The 21,684-nt window shown below is 41.9% G+C and carries 18 protein-coding genes and 1 pseudogene; 9 read left to right on the plus strand and 10 right to left on the minus strand.

Translation table 11 applies throughout. The features are described 5' to 3' along the window. Positions 1-8: 8 nt before the first annotated feature. The 5 genes and pseudogenes from MHZ95_RS08220 to MHZ95_RS20990 form a co-directional block, all read right to left on the minus strand. Positions 9-1,430 (minus strand): aldehyde dehydrogenase family protein, encoded by a 1,422-nt coding sequence (locus tag MHZ95_RS08220; protein ID WP_239390139.1) that lies wholly within the window; start codon positions 1,428-1,430, stop codon positions 9-11. Between the two features lie 17 nt (positions 1,431-1,447). After that, positions 1,448-2,833 (minus strand): DUF3360 domain-containing protein, encoded by a 1,386-nt coding sequence (locus MHZ95_RS08225; RefSeq protein WP_239390140.1) that lies wholly within the window; start codon positions 2,831-2,833, stop codon positions 1,448-1,450. Positions 2,834-3,010: 177 nt separating this feature from the next. Further along, positions 3,011-4,003: a LacI family DNA-binding transcriptional regulator gene (locus tag MHZ95_RS08230; RefSeq protein WP_239390141.1), complete on the minus strand. Its 993-nt coding sequence runs from the start codon at positions 4,001-4,003 to the stop codon at positions 3,011-3,013. 103 nt (positions 4,004-4,106) lie between these two features. Further along, the gene (locus MHZ95_RS20985; RefSeq protein WP_370642971.1) at positions 4,107-4,478 is read right to left on the minus strand and encodes a methyl-accepting chemotaxis protein; all 372 of its coding nucleotides are present in this window, start codon (positions 4,476-4,478) and stop codon (positions 4,107-4,109) included. Positions 4,479-4,541: 63 nt separating this feature from the next. Continuing rightward, positions 4,542-4,973, minus strand: a pseudogene (locus MHZ95_RS20990) (PAS domain-containing protein); the annotation flags it as partial. 222 nt (positions 4,974-5,195) lie between these two features. Here MHZ95_RS20990 and MHZ95_RS08245 point away from each other — a divergent pair. Beyond that, the gene (locus tag MHZ95_RS08245) at positions 5,196-5,873 is read left to right on the plus strand and encodes a Crp/Fnr family transcriptional regulator (protein ID WP_239390142.1); all 678 of its coding nucleotides are present in this window, start codon (positions 5,196-5,198) and stop codon (positions 5,871-5,873) included. A gap of 39 nt (positions 5,874-5,912) precedes the next feature. Here MHZ95_RS08245 and MHZ95_RS08250 read toward each other — a convergent pair whose 3' ends face one another. Together MHZ95_RS08250 and MHZ95_RS08255 are read right to left on the minus strand one after the other, a co-directional pair. Further along, the gene (locus tag MHZ95_RS08250; protein WP_239390143.1) at positions 5,913-7,139 is read right to left on the minus strand and encodes a metal-dependent hydrolase family protein; all 1,227 of its coding nucleotides are present in this window, start codon (positions 7,137-7,139) and stop codon (positions 5,913-5,915) included. Between the two features lie 26 nt (positions 7,140-7,165). Further along, the gene (locus MHZ95_RS08255) at positions 7,166-8,590 is read right to left on the minus strand and encodes a YfcC family protein (protein ID WP_239390144.1); all 1,425 of its coding nucleotides are present in this window, start codon (positions 8,588-8,590) and stop codon (positions 7,166-7,168) included. Positions 8,591-8,777: 187 nt separating this feature from the next. On the opposite strand from MHZ95_RS08255, the gene MHZ95_RS08260 reads away from it, so the two are divergent. The 4 genes from MHZ95_RS08260 to MHZ95_RS08275 all read left to right on the plus strand — a co-directional run bounded on the left by MHZ95_RS08260 (position 8,778) and on the right by MHZ95_RS08275 (position 12,072). Beyond that, the gene (locus MHZ95_RS08260) at positions 8,778-9,899 is read left to right on the plus strand and encodes an aminotransferase class V-fold PLP-dependent enzyme (RefSeq protein ID WP_239390145.1); all 1,122 of its coding nucleotides are present in this window, start codon (positions 8,778-8,780) and stop codon (positions 9,897-9,899) included. A 190-nt stretch (positions 9,900-10,089) separates the two neighbouring features. Further along, positions 10,090-10,611 carry a hypothetical protein gene (locus MHZ95_RS08265; RefSeq protein WP_239390146.1) on the plus strand — a complete coding sequence of 174 codons (522 nt, stop codon included), beginning with the start codon at positions 10,090-10,092 and terminating at the stop codon, positions 10,609-10,611. Between the two features lie 383 nt (positions 10,612-10,994). After that, complete coding sequence (locus tag MHZ95_RS08270; RefSeq protein ID WP_239390147.1) at positions 10,995-11,141, plus strand: hypothetical protein; 147 nt, start codon at positions 10,995-10,997, stop codon at positions 11,139-11,141. A 283-nt stretch (positions 11,142-11,424) separates the two neighbouring features. Further along, the gene (locus tag MHZ95_RS08275; RefSeq protein WP_239390148.1) at positions 11,425-12,072 is read left to right on the plus strand and encodes a hypothetical protein; all 648 of its coding nucleotides are present in this window, start codon (positions 11,425-11,427) and stop codon (positions 12,070-12,072) included. A 231-nt stretch (positions 12,073-12,303) separates the two neighbouring features. Here MHZ95_RS08275 and MHZ95_RS08280 read toward each other — a convergent pair whose 3' ends face one another. Then, positions 12,304-13,590, minus strand: a complete 1,287-nt coding sequence (locus MHZ95_RS08280) for a DNA cytosine methyltransferase (RefSeq protein ID WP_239390149.1) — start codon at positions 13,588-13,590, stop codon at positions 12,304-12,306. A gap of 118 nt (positions 13,591-13,708) precedes the next feature. On the opposite strand from MHZ95_RS08280, the gene MHZ95_RS08285 reads away from it, so the two are divergent. Together MHZ95_RS08285 and MHZ95_RS08290 are read left to right on the plus strand one after the other, a co-directional pair. After that, on the plus strand, positions 13,709-15,439 hold the full coding sequence (locus MHZ95_RS08285) for a hypothetical protein (RefSeq protein ID WP_239390150.1): 1,731 nt from the start codon (positions 13,709-13,711) through the stop codon (positions 15,437-15,439). A gap of 77 nt (positions 15,440-15,516) precedes the next feature. After that, positions 15,517-16,950, plus strand: coding sequence for a vWA domain-containing protein (locus MHZ95_RS08290; RefSeq protein ID WP_239390151.1), 1,434 nt, complete (start codon positions 15,517-15,519; stop codon positions 16,948-16,950). A gap of 99 nt (positions 16,951-17,049) precedes the next feature. Here MHZ95_RS08290 and MHZ95_RS08295 read toward each other — a convergent pair whose 3' ends face one another. Beyond that, complete coding sequence (locus MHZ95_RS08295) at positions 17,050-17,466, minus strand: GlcG/HbpS family heme-binding protein (protein ID WP_239390152.1); 417 nt, start codon at positions 17,464-17,466, stop codon at positions 17,050-17,052. A gap of 35 nt (positions 17,467-17,501) precedes the next feature. Further along, positions 17,502-18,716 carry a formaldehyde dehydrogenase, glutathione-independent gene (gene fdhA, locus MHZ95_RS08300; protein ID WP_239390153.1) on the minus strand — a complete coding sequence of 405 codons (1,215 nt, stop codon included), beginning with the start codon at positions 18,714-18,716 and terminating at the stop codon, positions 17,502-17,504. Between the two features lie 208 nt (positions 18,717-18,924). On the opposite strand from fdhA, the gene MHZ95_RS08305 reads away from it, so the two are divergent. Beyond that, entirely contained in the window at positions 18,925-19,284 is a 360-nt protein-coding gene (locus MHZ95_RS08305; protein ID WP_304649018.1) for a winged helix-turn-helix transcriptional regulator, read from the plus strand. A gap of 142 nt (positions 19,285-19,426) precedes the next feature. Further along, positions 19,427-21,628 (plus strand): choice-of-anchor I family protein, encoded by a 2,202-nt coding sequence (locus tag MHZ95_RS08310; protein ID WP_239390155.1) that lies wholly within the window; start codon positions 19,427-19,429, stop codon positions 21,626-21,628. The last annotated feature ends 56 nt before the right edge of the window (positions 21,629-21,684 follow it).

Raw genomic sequence — 21,684 nt, forward strand, 5'->3', positions numbered from 1 at the left:
GTCACTCCTTAATTGTTATTCCAAACGACTAATTTGGTTTCGGTCATTTCATGAATGGCATATTTTAAACCTTCTTTACCTGTACCACTTTCTTTCACACCACCGTATGGCATTTGGTCGACACGGTATGTTGGAATGTCGTTAATCATGACGCCACCAACTTCTAATTGTTTAGACGCAGTGAAAGCTGTTTGGATGTCGTTCGTGAAAATTCCCGCTTGAAGCCCATAATTGGAATCATTGATCGCTGCGATCCCTTCTTCAATGGAAGTAATACGATTAACAATAACAATTGGCGCAAATACTTCTTGGCATGAAACCTTTAAAGTAGGGGATACATTCGTTAAAATAGTCGGCATGAAAACCCCGTTGTCGATTGAGCCACCTACAACAATTTCTGCTCCTTGCTCGACAGCTTCATTGACCCAATTCACGGCACGCTCCTGCTCATTGGGGTGAATCATTGCAGAAATATCCGTCGTTTCTTCCACTGGGCTTCCAATGACTAATTGCTTAGTTGACACAGTGAATCGTTCTAAAAACTCTTCAAATACATCATCCATAACATACGCACGTTGAAGGGATATACAAACTTGCCCCTGGTTTGAGAAGGCACCCATGACACATTTAGGTACAATGTCGGACAAATCGACGCCTTTGTCGATAATTAACCCAGCGTTTGATCCTAACTCTAGCGCCACTTTTTTCAAGCCCGCCTTATTTCGAATACCAATGCCGACAGCAGGGCTACCGGTGAACGTGATCATTTTCACTTTGTCACTTTCTACTAACGCATCGCCAACTGTTCGACCACTACCTGTAATGACATTGAAGGCACCTTTCGGTAAAGCGGTTTGGTCAATTAATTCAGCTAAAAATAGTGCTGACAGTGGCGTTTGTGATGCTGGTTTCAACACAATCGTGTTCCCAGCTGCAATTGCAGGTCCTACCTTATGTGCGACCAAGTTTTGTGGGAAGTTAAAAGGTGTAATGGCACCGATCACCCCAAGCGGTTCTTCAATTGTGTAGCCAAATCGATTCGCTCCATTTTTCGCGGCATCCATCGGAATCAATTCACCCGTTAACCGTTTTGCTTCTTCCGCAGCAAATTTATAGGTTTCAATTGTGCGATCGATTTCGCCTAATGCATACTTAATCGGTTTCGCGGCTTCCAAGGAAATGATCTCCGCAGCTTTTTGCCGGTTGTCGATAAAAAGTCGGGCAATATGCTCTAAAATAGCAGCGCGCTCATAGGCAGTGAGCGTAGCCACTTCTATTCTTGCACCATCCGCAACCTCAATGGCTTGCTCTACTTCTTCACGACTAGCTTGCGGAATATGTGCAATGACCTCCTTCGTATGAGGAGACTGAAGTTCCGCAAAATCCATAGAAGACTTCCATTCACCATTTACGTAATATTGTTTGTTCATCGAATCATCCTCTCCAGTTATACTTTTTCAGAATCTGCTTGCTGATCTTTTACAAACGTTTGATCAACTTCACCTTTGAAGAAATCTTTACCGAAAACTAAGAAGCAAAGTACGATTCCTACTGCAAATCCCCATGCAGCACCTTTAATGCAAAGGATAGCCCCGATAATACCCGCGATTCCTAAATCACGTTGGCTACGTGCTTCCAAAATACCAACTTTTACGCTGACATATCCTTGGATTAACATTGTTAAGGCCAAAGCCACCCCTAAAATGGGTTCCACTAAGCTCACTACAGGTAATAAAAGTAAGCCTGTATTCGTACCCCAACGGAAGGAACCAACACCACCAAAGTAAGAATCCATCGCTTTACGGCCTTTTTTGAAACGTTCAACCATGACCACTTGCATAGCGGACCATAATGGACCACACATCGTTACGTCCGGTCCTAAAATACTCATGGCACTGTTACGTATTCCGAAAATCAAGTGTGCACGACTTGGGTTGTACTCGACTTTTTCATCAGGACGTGTTGCTGCCCCATCTTCCACTAAAGCTTTGGTTTGCAGTACATCACCGAATAATACGATGTATGCGGCTAGTACAGTAGGCAATCCAGTGATAAACATCATAATGGGTGGGAATCCTAACCCGAAAATTGTGTATTCATTCCATAACGTAATGAAATCTGGAGATGAGAAACCCCATTGAATCGTTGGCCAAGCTGCCTCTCCAAATAATGGTGCAACTACAACTGCTATAATAATGACTGGGAAAATTCCCAATTTAGCGACCGTACCCCAAAAAGGATTGCGATTTTGGAAGGTTGCAAAATGTTTGGAGAATAAAAGATAGAACCCAATCCCGATTGCAATTGTAATGGTCCAAGGGAAGCTATCAAATCTCCCTCCGATTTGAAAAACCGAAATGACCGCTGCAAGACCCGCGCCAAGAATAACCCCAGACTTGATCGCGGAAGGGATTAACCCGACAACTTTTGCAGCTAAGCCTGTGGCACCCAAGAGAACTGAAAGAATACCTAGTGTCATCTGGAATGCAATCAGCGCATGTACGCGTTCAGGTCCTTCAGGGAATTGCTGACAATACAGCATGATTAACGGTATTGCTGGCGTAATCCATCCTGGTACAGCTGGATCGCCAAGCAAATGATGTAGCAAATAAAAGAAACCGTTTAGGATTACAATTGCTAAAGCGACTTCAAATGGCATCCCTAAAAGCTCAATTAAAAGTGGAATCGCCGACAAATCGACCGCACACATGAGTAGACCTTGGACATAGTCCGGCCATTCAAACCGATAGTGGATAAATGGTAAGCGAATTTTAAAAGGTCCAGCCGGTATGTACGGTGATTCTTCCCCGTATTTCCTGTCTTTCCATTTCATAAACTTTTTTCTCCCCCCCTGCTAATAAATGCAACCCCTTACAAAACTGAATAGAAAGATATACCTGAATGCCAGGTGAAATGAATACGTAACCATTCGTGGATAAAAAAATATTTTAAAAAATGGTTACGTATTCATTTTGTTGGAAAATATAAAACAAACCGTTTAAAAGTTTGTTTATATTTTCCGTGTTGTTCTTCTATCGAACACTTTAACAGATTCAGTAATTTGAATGCAACTGTTTTTTTTGTTTTCAATCATTTCAATTAGTTTTCGGATCGCTAAATAGCCAAGATTTTGCTCAGAAATGCTACCAACAGTCGTCAGTTGGATTAAACCATGGCTACTCAACTCTACGTTATCAATGCCAATGATACTCATATCTGCAGGCACGGAAAACTTATTTTGAATAGCATCGTCTATTAAAGATAGTGCAAGTGAATCTGCTCCCGCACAAATGGCAGTAGGACGTTGTTCAAGCGCCATGAGTTCCTGAAAAGCACTTGAAATGGCTTGTTTGGAAGTATCTGTATTTATAAGATAAGGCTTTGTGAAGGGGGTCTTATAATCTTCCATCGCTTGAAGAAATCCAAGATAACGGTTGTTGAAGGTACTAACGGTCAAAGGACCGCCAACCCATGCAATGGCTGTATGACCTTGTTCGATTACATGTTGTGCTGCTAAATAGCCTGCCTTGAAATTATCAATTTCTACAAAGTAATCATTGTTTTTATGTTTTCGATTATAGGTAATGAATGGAATATCCATGCGGATAAGCTTTTCAAATATAGGATCATCAAGTAAGATACATGATAAAATGACGCCGTCTACTTTGTGTTCAATAGCGGTTGCATATGCTTCATTTAATTTTTGATCATTGACGAATTGAACGTTCACGCGGTATCCCATTTTAGTGGCATAGTTAACAATAGCTGATGTTGAATCGACAAAAAAGGGGTTGTGCAGTGGACCTGATAGAAGAGCAATCGTATTCGTTCGATTTTGAACTAGGGAACGTGCATGCCCATTAGGTATGTAATTTAAATCGTTGATCGCTTTCATAACTTTGTCAATAGTAGCTTGTTTAACAGATTCCGGAGTGTTCAAAACACGTGAAACAGTCGTTTGGGAAACGCCTGCATGTTTTGCGACATCTTTCGATGATACCAAAACGATTCCTCCTTTTGTGTATAGTCAAGTTAAGTCGATCATACATCATGTGAAATGAAGTTGCTATATTTGACTACATATAAAGAGGTGCTAGGATTTCTGTTTACTTAGAGAGACTTGCAAATTCATCCATCGTCGCACTAATTTTAGCTTGTGTCTCAATCACTTCTTTTTGAGATTTTTCGGTGATGTTACTCACGACAACCACTTCTTTCGCGATACTATCTGCATTCGAATGCACTTTTTTAATCGCCATATCTACATTACTCGCCAATTTACGAACTTCTTCCGCCACAACTGCAAAACCGCGTCCATGTTCGCCGGCCCGAGCCGCTTCAATCGCTGCATTCAACGCCAAAATATTGGTTTGCGAAGAAATATTCCGGATCGATTTAGCCGTATCACTGATGAGGTCCGTCTGCTCCTTCAAGGTATGGAATGCTCTCATATTCTCTATCGAGTTCTCATTCACCATGTTCCCGAAACTTAAAGACAATTCCTCTAACTGCGAAACGATATCTCTCACTTTATTTTCACGCTCCGTAATATCTGTAGCAATTTTAAGGATGCCATTGACGCGGCCACTATCATCGAGGACAGGCATATAGGTCGCTTCAAGCCAAAGCAAATTCCCCTGCTTATCCACTCTTTGAATTTTCCCTTCGAACTTGATCCCCTTTTTGAGATTCGCCCATAACGCATCGTATTCTCTACTATTTACAAACGCTTCAGTGCAAAAGTGTTTGTGGTCCATATTTTTAATCTCACTGACCGTATACCCCAAAGCCTTCGCGAAATTGTCATTCGCCCAAATAACCTCTTTGTTCAGATTGAATTCGATCATCCCCAAATTCGCCTCCAAGGCGGCCAACACAGACGATCCATTCAATGCTTGCGTGCTTCTATCAATACCCGAAGAACTTTTCATGCTAAAAAACTCCCTTTTACTTAAGAATGTACATCCTCTCATTGTAAAGGGTATTTCGTCCTTTGTTAAGATATAAAGATATATGTCTAAATACTTTCGATTATATATTAAAATAAATAGTTGTTAGGTCCTATGAATAGAAAGATTTTATTTTAATACCCGTTTTCAGCATCATTATTTAGTTCGTTTTAAAGTAATTTATCTTTCGGAATATTCGATAATAGGATATGATTAATGAAAATACTAACAAATTAGGTGAACGATATGAATAGAGAAGATCATTCCAATAACTCGCCTTGGTTAGATAAGTTACCTTTTGATTGGTCATTGCTTTTAACTGAAGGTGAATTGACACGGGTACAGAAGAATACACATTTATACCATGTGGGAGAAAGAATAGATGTTGTGTATATCGTGCTAGAGGGACGAGTTAGGTTATATTTGATTAATGAAGAAGGTAAAGAAAAGACAATTGCCATTATCGGAGAAAATGGCCTACTCGGTGAGTATAAAATGCAAAACAGAAATGCCTATGTGACGAGTACAGTGACCGTTTCAGAAACAAAATTATTAAAAGTGAAGAAGAATCATTTTGAAGATTTACTGCTCCAACATCGACAACTTGCTAAGCAGCGTATTGAAATGCTCTCCATGAAAGTGGAGTTACTGGCTCATTCATCCCTGCATTTGTCGTTTGGGAATTCTCAAGAGCGGATTGTCCAAACATTTTTGCAGCTGGCATCCATGTATGGAGAAATGGAAAATCAAAAGGCTGTAAAGATTTCAATCATATTCACACATCAAGAAATTGCTGATCTCGTAGGGACGACACGTGTAACAGTCGTAAATGTCGTGAAAAACTTGATGGAATTAGGATTGATTGAGAAGAAGGGACGTTATTATTACATTTCCGATGTACAGAAATTACGTGACTATCATTGAAACTACCCGCATTCCACATAATCGGAAGCGGGTTGTTCTTCACTTTTGGTTGTATACAAGGTCGCCTTGCTTATAAACTTGTTCGACTTTCCCTTGTTGTAGAATGGTGATATCATCAAGCGGATTACCATCTATTATGATAAGGTCGGCTACATAGCCTTCCTTGAGCATCCCTTTATCCTCAAGTTTCAGCGCTTCTGCCGCCACTCGGGTCGCAGCGTGAATCGCTTGCATCGGTGCCATCCCTGCTTCAACGAGACATTCGAGTTCGTATGCATTTTCTCCGTGCAAGTTGAAGGGTGTCCCAGCATCGGTACCTGTAATGACTTTCACACCAGCATCCAGTGCTTTCCGCAAATTGATAAAGTGGGCATCTTTGAAGGCTTGTACTTTTTTCAGATGATATTCCGGAACGCCACCTTCTTTTCCATACTTTAATGTTTTAAATGCTGCAAGTGTAGGGACGAGATAGGCGCCGGTCTTTTGAATGATTCCGATGCCTTTGTCGCTGATATAGGTTCCATGTTCAAGCGTCCTAACGCCGGCCTCCAGCGCATTATTGATGCCTTCCTCTCCTATGGCATGCGCCGCTGTAAGCTTTCCATACTTTTCGGCTTCTTCTATAGCAACCCGCATTTCGGTAATCGTCAGCTGAGAAATTCTAGCATCACCAGGTGACATCCCGCCCCCGGTTGCCATGAGCTTAATATTATCGACCCCTAGTTTTAACTGTTTTCTAGTTGCAGTTCGTACCGCGTCTTCACCGTCTACAATCGTGGCAATACCATCAATCTCAATATCTCCCGGAAACATGTCACCATGGCCGCCAGTAATCGTAATTGCTTTACCGCTCGCCAAGATATTGGGACCGACAATCACGCCTTCTTCAATTGCCTTTTTAATGTATACATCGATTTGCCCTTTTTCACCAAGACAGCGAATCGTTGTGAATCCAGCATTCAAAGCCTTTTTTGCTCGTTCAATGCCTTTAATAACCGTCAGCTTCGCGTCTTCCATAATTAAGGTTTGCAAGTAGCTCGGTTCCCCAGCTAAAGTTAAATGGACATGTGCATCGATCATTCCTGGCATAATTGTTTTCCCACTTAAGTCGACTATATGCGCATCCTGATAGCGTTCTAAAACCACTTCATCCATATTACCGCTGTAGACAATCGTCCCGTCATCTATAACGACAAGCCCGTCTTGCAGAGGCTTATCTTGGTACCCATCAATTACTCTTCCATGTTTAAAAACTATTCTTTTCATCAAAACCCTCACCTCTATTTATGAAATTAAAAAGGTCCCCATTGAATTGCCTGAGCAATAACTAAAAATATGCAACCGAGAACGGTCCAAATAATAAGAAGTGGCATGATGAATTTCACCCATGTGAAATAAGGGACTTTAGCATAGACCAAACTGGCCATCAGCACGCCGGACACTGGGAACAAGATATTTGTAATTCCATCGCCCAGTTGTGTTGCGAGTATCGTCGACTGCTTAGTGATTCCAACCATCTCCGCAACAGACGACAGGATCGGCATGGTAATCATGACTTGCCCGCTTCCAGAAGGAACGATCAGATTGAAAATGGACTGTGAGATGAAAATCCCGATAACACTAACTGCATGGGGAAGCCCGTCAATCATAGCGACTAATGCCATGACAATCGTATCGATGATGCCGCCATTTTCAATGATAATTACGATACTTCTCGCCAAACCCACAACAAGCGCTGCCAATAACACGGATTTAGCACCTTCAATAAAATGGTCCGTAATCGTATCGAGTGACATTTTTGATAATAAACCGCTTACAATCCCAACTATAAGAAAAACCGCGCCAATTTCAAACATGAACCATCCCAATTTTAAAACTCCGTAAACAATTAATGCAAAAGCGACAATGAGAAGAGCTCCAATATATTTATGTTCTTTTCGATGCTCTAGCACTTCATTTTCTTTATACGTTTTGATGAAATTTAAATTTTCTTCATAGACAAGGCTCTTCCTTGGATCTTTTTTCACTCTGCGTGCATAGAGCAGTACATAAAGAATACCTATGCCAAGAAAAGCTGTTAGCACAATCAGTCTGTATCCAAATCCTGAGTAAAGTGGAAGCCCTGCAATTTGTTGGGCCAAGCCAACAGTGAAAGGATTTGTCAAGGAAGCTGCAAAAGCGCCTCCGACCGAAACAAGCGAAATTCCTACAGCCGTCAGCACATCTAGACGCAATGCCAGACACATCGCAATCATGATGGGAATATAGACGATGGCGAGTTCCATTGCCCCAATGAATGCAGCGATTGAAGCGAAAATAAGCATCATGATTGGAATAATAATGGCCTCTCTTTTTCCAAGCTTTGTCACCATATTTCCGATTCCTGCTGATATAGCACCCGTCGCATGTAAAATCTGCCATGTACCTCCGATGATTAGAATTGCCCAAGCGATCATTGCCGCTTCTGTTAATCCTTGAGGAACTGCAATGAACACATCGAATAGGCCAACTGGAGTAGAGTCGGATACCGTATAGGAATCCGGAACAACGACCATTCTGCCGTCTGGACCCTCAACACGATCATAGGATCCCGACGGAACAACCCAAGTTGCAATCATAGCCATAAACATCATCGCGAACAAAATGACAAATACGTTTGGCATGGACAGCTTCAATTTGGATTTTGTTTTTTTCTCGGAAATAACATTTTGCGTCATGTAGGAACACTCCCATCCTTGGTTTTAGGAGTAGTATATAAGAGACAAATTTAAAAAACAGTAAAATTTTTTACTTTTCCGAAAAGTTATCAATTTTACTATCAAATATTTAGTAAAAACCTTTACAGATTTTAGAACTTCTAGCAACTATACTGGACAAAAGCAGTCGGAAAGGGGAAAAGACGCAGTGGAAAACATACATGAAATTAGGGAGCAGTTCCCTTCATTGAAAAAGAATATTCAACTGTCAAGCTGTTCGCAAAGTGCAATTCATATCGATGTGAAAAACAGCGTGCAAGACTATATGCACTCATTGGAAGAGCGTGGAACGGACTGGGGATACTGGATGGATGCGTGTGAAGAAAGCCGGAGGAAGTTTGCGAAAATGATTAATGCTGACGTAAACGAAATAGCAATCGTTTCTTCAGTCTCGCATGCCATTTCTGCAGTTCTAACAAGCCTTGAACCACACACATTGAAAAATGAAGTCATCTTATCTACATCTGACTTTCCATGTATCGGGCATGCAACACTTTCTCAAGGCAAGTATGACGTGAAGTACATTCACCCGTCCACAACTACTTATGAAAAAAATATTACCGATAAAACACTTTTAACATCCGCGCCACATGTATCCTTTTATAATGGAGAGCGACTTGATATTAAAGGGATCACGGAGATTGCACATAGAAATGATAGCCTAATGTTCGTCGATGCTTATCAGTCTGCAGGTCAGATTGATATTGATGTGAAAGACCTTGGCGTGGATTTCCTCGCCGCCGGAATGCAAAAATATATGCTCGGAATGCCTGGAATTGCATTTCTTTACGTGAGAAAAGAGATTGCAAATCATCTAGTTCCGAGAATTACCGGTTGGTTTGGTCAATCGAATCCATTTGCCTTTAATAGCCAAGAAGTGGAATACGCGGAAGGCGCAAGAAGATTTGATTCAGGCACATTTCCGATGATAAATGGCTTCGCTTCAAAAAGCGCCATCTCAGTCCTGTTAGACGTGGGCATCCCGAATATCGAACGCTATCTTCGTGAACTGTCCGCATACACATTGGATTATTGCCGAGAAAAAGGCTTGGAAGTTGCAAGCCCCTTACAGGCTGAACAAAAAGGCTCTAACACAGCAATCAAGGTTCCGAACGCAAACGAAATCGAACAAAAACTGAAAGACCGTCAGATCATTGTGTCAGCAAGGAACGATGTGATCCGCATAGCACCACATTTTTACAACACGAAAGAAGATATTAAGCTAGCGATCGATGAACTGGCCAAGCTAGTTCCGATTTCAGCTGGGTAAGTATTTTCTGATAGGTATCTAGTTCTGGAACGACTTTGAGTTGTTCCGGAATTAGATACTTTTTTTATATGGTTTGGAGAAGCTACGACAGAGATGAACCGAAGAAGGAGCTCTTTCTAACAAATAGAAGCCTTTTGGGACTCATTAACGTATAGTGAAAGGAATTATACAACAAAGGGATTGAGCGAACATGAAACAAAAACTAGCACGCTTATTAAGCGGCATTGAAATTGGCTTATTTGACACAGCCCATGACTGGGGCGAACAGACCAAAGCTCCATACTACAAACATTTCAACGATGAAGACCCGGAAATCCGGGCACACTCCATCTTGGCATTCACCGCCATGTTAGGAAACTGGCGAAGCGGTCCAGCCGACGTATTCCGCACCAGTAAAAATCCTAATATCACCTACATTCCAAAAGAACAGTACTATCACATCGACGATTACCTCCCCGCATTCCTGGAGTACGCGTCGAATATCAAACAAGATTTCCCGATTCTCTACATCTACACAGTAGGTTACTTATTTAAGTTGGATCATCAAGAGCCATTTGAGCAAGTCTTTCCAGCCATCAATCCAGAACTATTTAAGCAAATGAGAGCACGTTTATTTACCGAAGAAAACATTGGAACGATTAGCTCTAAAACCTTCCCAACATTTAATCAACTGCTAAGGGAAATGGGGCTGCCTACGTTTTTTGCGGATTAAAACGATATTAAGTTTATCGAGTGCCTTTAGCTACCATTCTCTGAATGGCAATCCATAAGCGATAGCAGCTGTGACAGGCACCCGTCAGTTTAAGAGACCTATGTTTGACTAATTCGATTTGCAAGACATTCGGTGACAAAACCTAGACAATACTTAATCGGTGAGGTACCTAGTTCTATAACAACTTTGAATTTTTCCGTAACTAGGTACTTTTTGATGAGATTTAGAAAAATCAATGTCAGGGATCGGATATATAAGTAGAAAAGAAAGCGGAATATTGAAACGAACGATCAAGTATAAAATTAATAAAACGCTCGTTCGAGTAATTGATGATCATAGGGGAATCGTCGTTAAGAATGTGATTTCAATAGAAGGAAGCAGCTTTGGGCAATTTACGATTAGTCTATGCTCCATCTAAAGACTTAGGTTATATGCTTTCAACTGAAGATTTCACGGTACAAGTAGGGTTATGGGAAGATGAAATGGATATAGAGGAGCGTAAGAGTAAATTTGATGAAAAAATGCTCTAGGCTTGTGACGAGTGTCACGAAATCCATAAAGATTAAACAGACTTATGTGGAATATGTAATTGTGAAAGTATGCGAAGTGTCCCGAAGTTGGAGTCGATTAATTGTTTTTAGGAAAATGAATTTGGATACTTGCGAGTTCAAGGAGCAAATAAGGATATTAAAATGTTGGTCAGGAATATTTAAGGTATAATCAAGGAGTGTGCAGGTTCCTTAATGGAAAGTATGATATTGATTCATATATAGGTTATAGCAGAATTAGTGTATATTTTGAAAGGAGAACTTCATGATAGAGTATGAGAAAAATGCACTAATTACAGCAATTGAAGTTTTTCATAGGAGCTGTGAAAAGTTACATAAACATAGAAACCCCAACATTTACCTAAAAGGTAACGATGAACTTTTAAGCGATTGGTTTTTTGAAGGTCTAAGGGATTTGAACCCCGTATCATTGGGAGCAAATGATCATCCTGACTGCGTTATCAATAATGTAGGATTTGAATTGAAATCACTTCGAACTAAAGGACAAATTCAATTCAATTCGACGATACCTTGTGGTGCTTTTAAACATAACGATTTACAAGGTGAATGTTATTACGTTGTTGCACGTTATAAAACTGATAGAACTTATGGATACCTTACTGACTATTCTATTGTTGACGGTGATTTTTTCAATGATGACCGTGACTGTGCGTTTGCCCACGCTAATACACAAGAAACGGGTTTTGGCTCATATGGAGATGGAGTTGTAAGGCATCGTAAAATGTATCAATTTCCAAGCCCGCATAGAACAATTGAAGGTGTTTCCTTCATATCAAAATATAATAATGTAACAAAGTTTAATAATAGTTTGATAAAGGACGGACATGTTGATAGAGTCAATATAAATGGAAAAAACAATCGTTTTTATATCTACAGACATAAATTATTATAATGAAAAGGGATGACCAATTGGAAATGATGGGACATCCCTTTTGTTTGCTTCGTATACCTACAATTCATTGGACGACCTTTATCCCTGTATTTAACTCTTAATTCTTCGTCATTAAATAATGTCTTTAAAAATAGGTACTCAGTTCTGAAACAACTTTAAATTGTTTCAGAACTGAGTACCTTGGTTATAGGGGGCATGAGTGACTGTCCTGATATAAAGAATATTTTGGTTTTAAACAGTGGTCTCTTCAAATAAGTTTAGTTGTTCGGAATAGTTACGATTCCCTTGAATGGTTTGAAAGTTTTTAAGTGACCATTTTGCAATGGGGGCAGCAATAGCCCTAGCGAGTTCGACAGGTACCGCGTTACCTATTTGTTTGTAAATTTTATCGAGTCGTCCATTTTTATTTGCAGTTGTGTTATTCCCGTCAGAGAATAGAAACCAATCTGGGAAAGTTTGAATACGGGCGATTTCGCTTACGGAAAGCCGTCGGTGCTGGCTTTCGTCGCCTGGCAATATCCATTTGTCTGCATGAACTTTTTCCATTGGTGCTCCGCCTGGATGTAAAGGAGCTTGTCTGCCGGAGGCTTGAATTGTAAAGCTCTGATCGCTCCAATTTTTCTTGCGGTTTCGGGAAAGGTACATAGGTGAGAAGCTACCTTCGTACCAATCGCCAGGGTTGTCCTTTAAATCATATATTGCATCTTGTAATGTAACAAAAGGAAGCAATCCTTGTGTATCACCATGTGTTGGATCTGGAAACTGGTAATCGAAATCGATGTCTTCTCGTACACCGACAATGAATACGCGCTCGCGTATTTGCGGTACACCGTAATCTCGTGCATTGACGAGTTTGTATTTCACCCTATAGCCAGCCGATTCAAAATCCTGAATAATTTGCTTGGCTACTTCGCCTTTGCCTAATGTAAGTAATCCTTTTACGTTTTCTGCCACGAAGAAGCTTGGCTTTGTTTGAATCAGGCAACGAATAAAGTGGATGTATAAAAAATTACGTTCGTCATCAATAAGTCGAGGTCCTGCTTCGCTGAATCCAGGACATGGGAAGCCTCCTAATACAATATCGCAGCTAGGAAAGTCTTTGATTTTTCGAATGTCTTTTTCATGTTGAACGATTGTTTTAGGGAAATTCAAACTATATGATTGGTTGGCTTCCTTAAACATATCATTTGTGTAAATGGTATGAAATAGACTTTTATGCCGGGATTTGAAGAAATCTGATTGTGATTTTAGGACCTGTTCTGTTTTTGTTTTGCCTAATGTAGCATCGAGACCGGCTATTTCGAAACCTAAATCTAAACCGCCACACCCAGAGAAAAGACTGACTACGTTCATCTTATCTGCTTGTCGATCAAATACATCAAATTGATCTTCATTCGACAACTTTTGAGCTTTTGCTTGTTCTTCTTCGATTTTATCAAGTAGTAACTCTTTGATTTTTGCTTTATCATAATCCTTTAAGGGACGAAACTTTGCTCTTCCGCGTACTGCAATCTTCATGTTGCGCACCTCCGATAGCTATATATCATTTTAACATGTGCATTAAGAAAAGGCCACTGTAACAAATTGTAAAAAGATTCAAGTAGTGACAGGGAAATAAGAGGAATGGGGGATTTATGTGAACAAGCCAAGTGTAATTGGAAAAAATCATGTCTTGCATGTGAGTCATGCGTTGAAACGCTCATTGATAGGAGATTCCCTTGACGCGTTTTCTGATCCTGTCGTACAAACAGTTAACTTTATCAAAGAACTATACCCGAATATCCAGTCTGTTAAAAATAAATTTGAAACTGTGCGGCCGGATGCTGAGTCGGATCTAGTATTAAGGTTAACTGACCAACAAGAAATTAAAATCAATCTATTTCTTATTAAAGGTTCTGCAAATATTCAACCCAAAAATTTAGGTGCTAAAAGTTTTTTGGAAAAGTATTTTGGTTCGACTGGTTTACAAACCTATTTTAACGATCATTTCAATCGAGAGTATCTTTCGTATTTGCAAGGAATTATTTCTTTGAAGGAAAATCTAAACGCTTATGATCGCATCTCGGTGTTGAAGAAAAAGGTCGGTCATTACTATTCGAAATTCGAAGAAGAGATTAATCCATACCGGACTGAGTTTCTTTTTAGTCTTCGGGAGTACTGTTTTATACTTCTAAAAGACGAGTACAATGTGGGAGCGGAGGGAATCCAACATGCCTTCAATGAATTAATGTTGATTGATAGTACTACCATTATAACTCGACATTCGAATGGGAGCAAATGTTTGGGTGTGGAGCATTGGAAATCCAATATTGATAGTAACCAGGGAATCCAAATATATAAAAAAGGAAATGATACTATTGGTATTCGTTCGGGCGAAGAGGCATTAACCCTTCGATTTAAATTTGAAAGTGGTCCTACTTCGTCCGTTAAGTTAGCGACGAGCTATGAAGTGTTCCCGGCTGAGGATAAGATCGAGCAGCGTAATTTGCGTTCTATCGAGAACTTTGAAATGCTGATTGAACAACATATCCAATTAGAGACAACCAACAAGAGCAATGCAATTGGGAAGTGTAACGAGGCGATGGTGTACTATGGAATCTTGAAAGCAGAACCATCCGTACTTCAAGTAGATGAACAAGAATATCGTCAAATGTTGAACACTTATTCACCGATTATTTCGCATAAAGAGTTACTGGATTTACAGAGAGCATCGACTATAACGATGAAAAAGATTTTCGGATTTTTGGAAGGGAAATATTCATCCTACCAAATCGAAAGTATACAATTAGTTGCAAATAATTATGTGTTGGATCGTCTGGATACAAGTGATTTGCAACTTGTTCTAAGGGTCGATCAAAAATATGTTGTGGAGTCCTTCTCATTAAAGGCGATTTCAAAAAGGAATACTAAAATAACAACGAAAAATCCAGGTATCGGAACAATTTTAGGACCGCAATATTTTGATATAGGTTCTCTGGCTTTATTCGTTGAAGAAGTAAAAAAACAGTTTGAGCAAGAATTATTAACCCATCGAGAGGCTTTAGAAAAGGTATCGGAAGAACTGGGTGAAAGCTTACAAGTAGCTCAACAAGAGTACATAAGAAAAGGCATTGCGGCGTTATTAGGAAATTCTACAATGGTGCTCACGATTTATTCACAAAATGACAGTTTAGTATTGGAATACGGTGCAATAAAAGATGAAATTGAAGTCTTGCCCAAGACACCTACTGCAATTCAAACGTCGTTACGCTGGAATGACAACCAAGAGGAACTGACATTAAGAGTGAAGTTTAGTGGGGGGCAAAATAAAGGATGGTCTTCTTTGAAGCTGGCGTGTGACTATAGGATAACGAAAAACAGCCCTTAATCCCCAGAAACCCACCCTCTCCATCCCACGTAAATAATAGATACAATAAGTAAGCAATCCAAGGGGGAAGGAAGATCATGTTCATCCAGAAAAAAATCCAAACGGCATTATTACTACTATTCACCTGCATCATCCTAACAGCCTGTTCAGACCAGGCCAAACCGGATGCTAAAGCTGAAGAAGAAACAACAGAAAAGGCAAAAGAACAAAAAGCGGACGAAACAGCCTCTGCAACCGATGAAATTCCGAAAGCATCACTAGAGCTGGAAGGCATGATAGCTCAAAAGTCCGGTAAATTGGTGGGGCAGCATATGGCGCCTGAAGTTGAAGCGGCGGAGACGAAGAATTTTTGGACGTATCATAATTTCTATGAGGATACGTTTGAGCCGATTATGCAGGAGGAGCTATCGAATTATTTCCTGGAAAATAATGAGCTGGATGCGGATCAGATCTATGACTATCTTGTGTATCAGCTTGGTTCGGGGCAATATCATTCCTTCTATGACCAACTGGCTTCGTATGATCATGGTTATGAGATGCCGGAGTTGCCGGATGGGAAGGATGAGATTGAGGTTGCGAAGGCACGGAAGACGAATATTGTCATTTTGATGGATGCAAGTGGCAGTATGAAGGCCGAGGTGGCGGGCGGTGTGAAGATGGCGCTGGCTAAAGAGGCGATTGAGGCGTTTACGAGTGAGTTGGAGGATGATGTGCATGTTTCCCTTCTGGCGTATGGTCATAAGGGAAGGGGCGTTGAATCCGAGAAGGAACTTTCTTGTAGTTCGATCGATGAAGTGTATCCGCTGGGTGCGTATGAGGAGACCGCTTTTCATGAGGCGATGGATTCGTTCCAGGCGAGCGGATGGACGCCGCTAGCGGGTGCGATGGAGAAGGCGGGGGAGTTGCTTTCTTCTTATGGAAATGAGAAGTACCGTAACATCGTCTATATTGTGAGTGACGGGATCGAGACGTGCGGAGGAGATCCGATCGCGGCGGCCAAGAAGTTGCATGAGGGGAATATCGAGGCCAAGGTGAATATTATTGGCTTTGACGTAGATGATGAAGGTCAAAACCAGTTGAGAGAGGCGGCGGAAGCCGGGGGCGGCAAGTATGCGACCGTGCGCGATAAGTCTGGTTTTGAGGATGTCTTGTTGAAAAAGTGGAAGCCGAGCCTGATGCAGGTGTGGAGTCAGCAAGGGGTAACGCTTGGGAAGCTGGTCGATCAAATGACGGAGCTTCAAGATATTTATGGCCCGCTTTCGAATCTCTCGGACCGGGAAGCGATCCGCATCAATGGAGCAGCTCGTTTCCTCAGAGGGGAAGGGCTCATCAGTGAGGAGGCTGCACAGCACGTCATGGATCGTGTCGAGGAAATGAAGGAACTGAGAGGGAATCATTTCAGAGGACTGTATGACGAGAAAAGTGCAGAAGCGAAGCAGGCGAGAGATGAAATCGATGCGGCGGTCCAAGCTTGGAAAGATAAGTGGTATGAGGAGTTAGAGAAGGAATAATGTAAGGTAACCGGGTACTTTTTACTCGTTACGCCTGTTCTTTCAAAAAAAAGAGGAGTCAGGACCATAAGCCTGACTCCTAACCCTAGCAAAATGATATTAAGATAGTTTGTTATTAAATACCTTCACGCCAGCTTCCGCAACTTGAACGTCATGAGGCACTGTGCTTCCACTGACACCTATTGCTCCTACTACCTTACCGTCGTTGACAAGCGGGATTCCCCCGCCGAAGACGACAAGGCGTCCATTATTCGTTGTGTTTAACCCATAAAGTTCTGCTGCAGGAACAGTCGCCTCTGCCAGGTTTGCTGAAGGCATTTTTAAAGCGACGGATGTCCATGCTTTATTTTGAGCGATGTCAACACTTGCTAGCCAAGCGTCATCCATCCGGTGAACGGCAATCATGTTTCCACCCTCGTCGACAACAGAAATAACCATAGACACTCCAATTTTTTTCGCTTCTTCTTCCGCACCTGCGATAATTTCTTTTGCTACATCTAATGTAATTTTGCTCATAATAATGGTCCTCCTTATATTTAAAATAAAATTACTTATTTCAAAACGCCGTGGGGATCGATAACAAACTTCTTGGAAGCTCCTTGATCAAATTCAGCATATGCTGCTGGTGCTTGGTCTAAAGAGATTAATGTGGCATTTACTGCCTTCGCAATTTGTGCCTTTCCACTTAAAATCGCCATCATCAAGTCACGATGATATTTCATAACTGGCGTTTGGCCTGTTACAAAAGTATGTGCTTTCGCCCAACCAAGCCCAAGACGTACCTTTAGCGTTCCAATTTTTGCATCTTCATCGACGGCACCTGGATCGCCAGTTACATAGAGTCCAGGTATACCAAGACGTCCCCCTGCACGCGTGACATCCATAATGGAATTCAATACGGCAGCAGGAGCTTCACCGGCTCCTGCACCATGTCCGTGGGCTTCAAAGCCAACGCAATCAATGGCGCAATCTACTTCCGGTATACCTAGTATTTGCTCGATTTGCTCCCCGAGATTCGGATGTTCCTTTAGGTTTACGGTTTCACAGCCGAAGCTTCTAGCTTGTGCGAGCCGTTCGCTATTCAAATCCCCAACAATGACAACTGAGGCACCTAGAAGTTGGGCAGAGTGGGCAGCAGCTAAACCTACTGGACCTGCTCCAGCCACATATACAGTAGATCCCGGTTTTACGCCGGCACTAACTGCGCCATGATAGCCTGTTGGGAAAATATCGGAAAGCATCGTTAAATCAAGGATTTTTTCCATCGCTTGATCTTTGTCAGGAAATTTTAGCAGTTGGAAATCGGCGTAAGGGACCATGACATATTCAGATTGGCCGCCGACCCAACCGCCCATGTCTACATAGCCATAAGCCGACCCAGGACGATCCGGGTTCACATTTTCACAAATATGTGTATGTTGCTCTTTACAACTACGGCAACGGCCGCAAGCAATATTAAACGGGACTGAGACAAGGTCCCCTTTTTTAATAAATTCCACATCACGACCCACTTCAATGACTTCGCCTGTAATTTCATGGCCAAGGACGAGCCCAGATGGAGCTGTCGTTCGACCACGCACCATATGTTGGTCACTTCCGCAAATATTCGTTGTAATAACTTTTAAAATAACGCCGTGCTCACATTTACGGCCGACATTTAATGGATTTACTCCGGGGCCGTCTCTAAGAATCAAGTCGGGAAAGCTAATATCTTCAACCGTTACACGTCCTGGACCTCTATAAACAATCGCTCTGTTTCCTGCCATTTTTTCATCTCCTATCCTAATTTTCCTTCAATATGAGAATTCACACCGATCAAGCTTCACATATGAGTAATAGTAGATAGTTAAAAAGTAATATTCGCTATCTTTATACAATTCTAAAGTATATTTCTTTTCGCTGGAAGAACGCACTTTTTTGTGAGAAGGTTACTAGAAGGATACTTTTGAGAAACAAAGGGAAAGGGGAAATCTGATGGATGATTTGCGGACGGAAGTCAAAAGGAAGATGGCAAACGGCGAATTTAATTGTGAAAAGGAACTGACCTTATCCCTTTTTAGCGGCAAGTGGAAAATCATCATTCTGTACTATTTAGGAACAGAGGGTAAATTGCGATTTAGTGAGATTAAACGAATGCTTCCCAAAATTACACATAAGGTGTTAACTTCTCAAATTAGGGAGTTAGAAGAGGATGGGATTGTACATCGGAAGGTATTTCCTGAGGTACCTCCACGGGTGGAATATTCATTAACCAATCTAGGCGAAAGCCTCATGCCCATCGTTTTAATGATGTACGAATGGGGCAAGAAAAATATAAAGCATTACATTCCCTAATTTAGAATGGTGTTTTAATGTAGCATGAGCGAATTAAAGAATATCTTCTAAAAGGACAAAAAATTACAAACCATTAACACCCCCTTAATAATCAATCACTAGAATAAGTACATAAGAGATCATGATTTTGGGGGTTACATGGATGAAGATAAAAAAGAAAGTCATTGCAGGGATTGCGGCAGCGGGCATTTTATTTGGTGCGGGCCAGCCGTACAATGTGTTCGCGGAGCAACCTCCTTTTTTTCAATATGAGGGGGCGGATTTGAAGATTACGCAAATCGGTCAATATGACAGTATGGCAGGGCTTGGCGGTACTGAAATTATGGCTTATGATGAAGCGTTGAAACGGGCTTTTGTCACGAATGGCGCCGTGTCCGGAATTGATATCCTTTCTTTTGAGTCTTTACAATCTGGTGAGTTTACAAAAGTCCGGTCGGAAAAACGGGTGTTTTTCTCGGAGTTCGGCATTGAAAATGTATCTGATATTACAAGTATTGCCTCCCATCCGACGAAAGATTTGGTGGCGGTTTCGGTCGTAAGTAATCCGAAAACAGATACGGGCTATATCTTCTTTTTATCCAAAGAGGGAGCGTACATCACACATGTGCAAGTCGGTTCGTTGCCGGATATGGTGACATTTACACCGGATGGAGCGAAGGCCGTTGTTGCAAATGAAGGGGAGCCGAGCGATGATTATGCGGTTGATCCGGAAGGGACGATTTCGATTATTGGTGTCACGAAAGAGCCAGCTGATTTCACGGTCAATACGCTTACCTTTCAAGATGTAGAGCTCGATGACAAAGTGCGCGTGAATTCCAAAGGGACGGTCCTTCAGCAATTGGAGCCGGAATATGTAGCGGTTTCTGCCGATAGCAAGTTAGCGTATGTTGCGATGCAAGAAAATAATGCGATTGCGACGGTTGACCTAGTGGCAGAAAAAATCTTGCATGTGAAAGGGCTTGGCGTGAAAGATCATTCCCTCCCGGGGAACGAACTGGATGGGAAACGGAATGACGAAACGAAACTTGAGCGCCTGCCTGTGCTAGGATTTTATATGCCTGATGCCATCGATACGTTCACAGCGGGTGGTAAAACGTATATTTTGACGCCGAATGAAGGGGATGCCCGCGATTACGAGGCGTATTCCGAAGAGGCAGAAATCGGTGATATTGCCGACAAGATTCAATTGAAGGCCGATCATTACGGAGGCTTCACGCAAGAGGAGTTAGACCAGTTAGTGGCGGATGGCCTATTCGATGAGATGACGAAAACGAAAATCACACTCGAACAAGGCATGTCACCGGATGGTTCGTATGAAGCGCTCTATTCGTACGGCGGACGCAGCTTCTCCATCTTTGATGCGGATACGATGGAGCTGGTGTTTGATAGCGGGAGTGAATTCGAGAATATAACGGCCGAAGCACTCCCAGAGTTCTTTAACACAGACAATGAAGAAATTGCCTATGACAAACGGAGCTCCGCCAAAGGGCCGGAACCGGAAACCGTTGTTGTTGGGGGAATTGACGGTAAAAACTATGCCTTTATCGCTTTGGAGCGTGTGAGCGGCATTATGGTTTATGAGCTTACAAATCCGTCGCACCCCGAATTCGTCACATATATAGCGAGCAGGGACTACAGTGAAGACATCAAAGGGGATGTCTCGCCTGAAGGATTGCGTTTTATTGCCGCAAATCAAAGCCCGACAGGTCATGCGTTGGTAGCGGCGACGCATGAAGTATCCGGGACGGTCGCGATTTACGAATTTGGTGGAAAAGAGATGAACGAACCGAGCCGTTTTGAAGACGTCAATGAAAATCATTGGGCATCCCCTTATATCCACGATTTGTACAATCGCGGTGTGATTAAAGGCAAAACGGAAACGACATTCGCGCCGCAAGATGAAGTGACGCGCGTTCAATTCGTGACGATGTTGGCGAACGCTCTTAAACTGCAACCGACTTCCACAGATCGCCAATTCGACGATGTTCCAAGCGCAGCACAAGACGCCGTGCAGGCTGTGTTTGAGGCGGAAATCGCGACTGGGGTATCCGAAAAGGCATTTGATCCTAATGCAAAACTGACGCGTGAACAAATGGCTATCATGGCCGTCAACGCTTATGAGTATGCAACAAAAAAAGCGGTGAAAGTGGAAGTGAAACAGCGCTACAGTGATTTGCAAAGCGTGAGCGACGATGCGCTGGAAGATGTGCAAAGAGCTTATGCGCTCGGCATCATGCAAGGGGATAACGGTACATTCCAGCCGCTAGCATCCTCTACACGTGCCCAATCCGCAAAAGTCATGTCCGTATTGCTACAGCAAATTGAAAATGAACTGCAAGAATGAAAACGAACAGTGCCTGCTGCCCTATGGTAAGCGGGCACTGTTTTTTTATCCAAATT

The organism is Sporosarcina sp. ACRSM, from assembly GCF_022346545.1.
In the GTDB taxonomy this organism is placed as follows: Bacteria; Bacillota; Bacilli; order Bacillales_A; family Planococcaceae; genus Sporosarcina.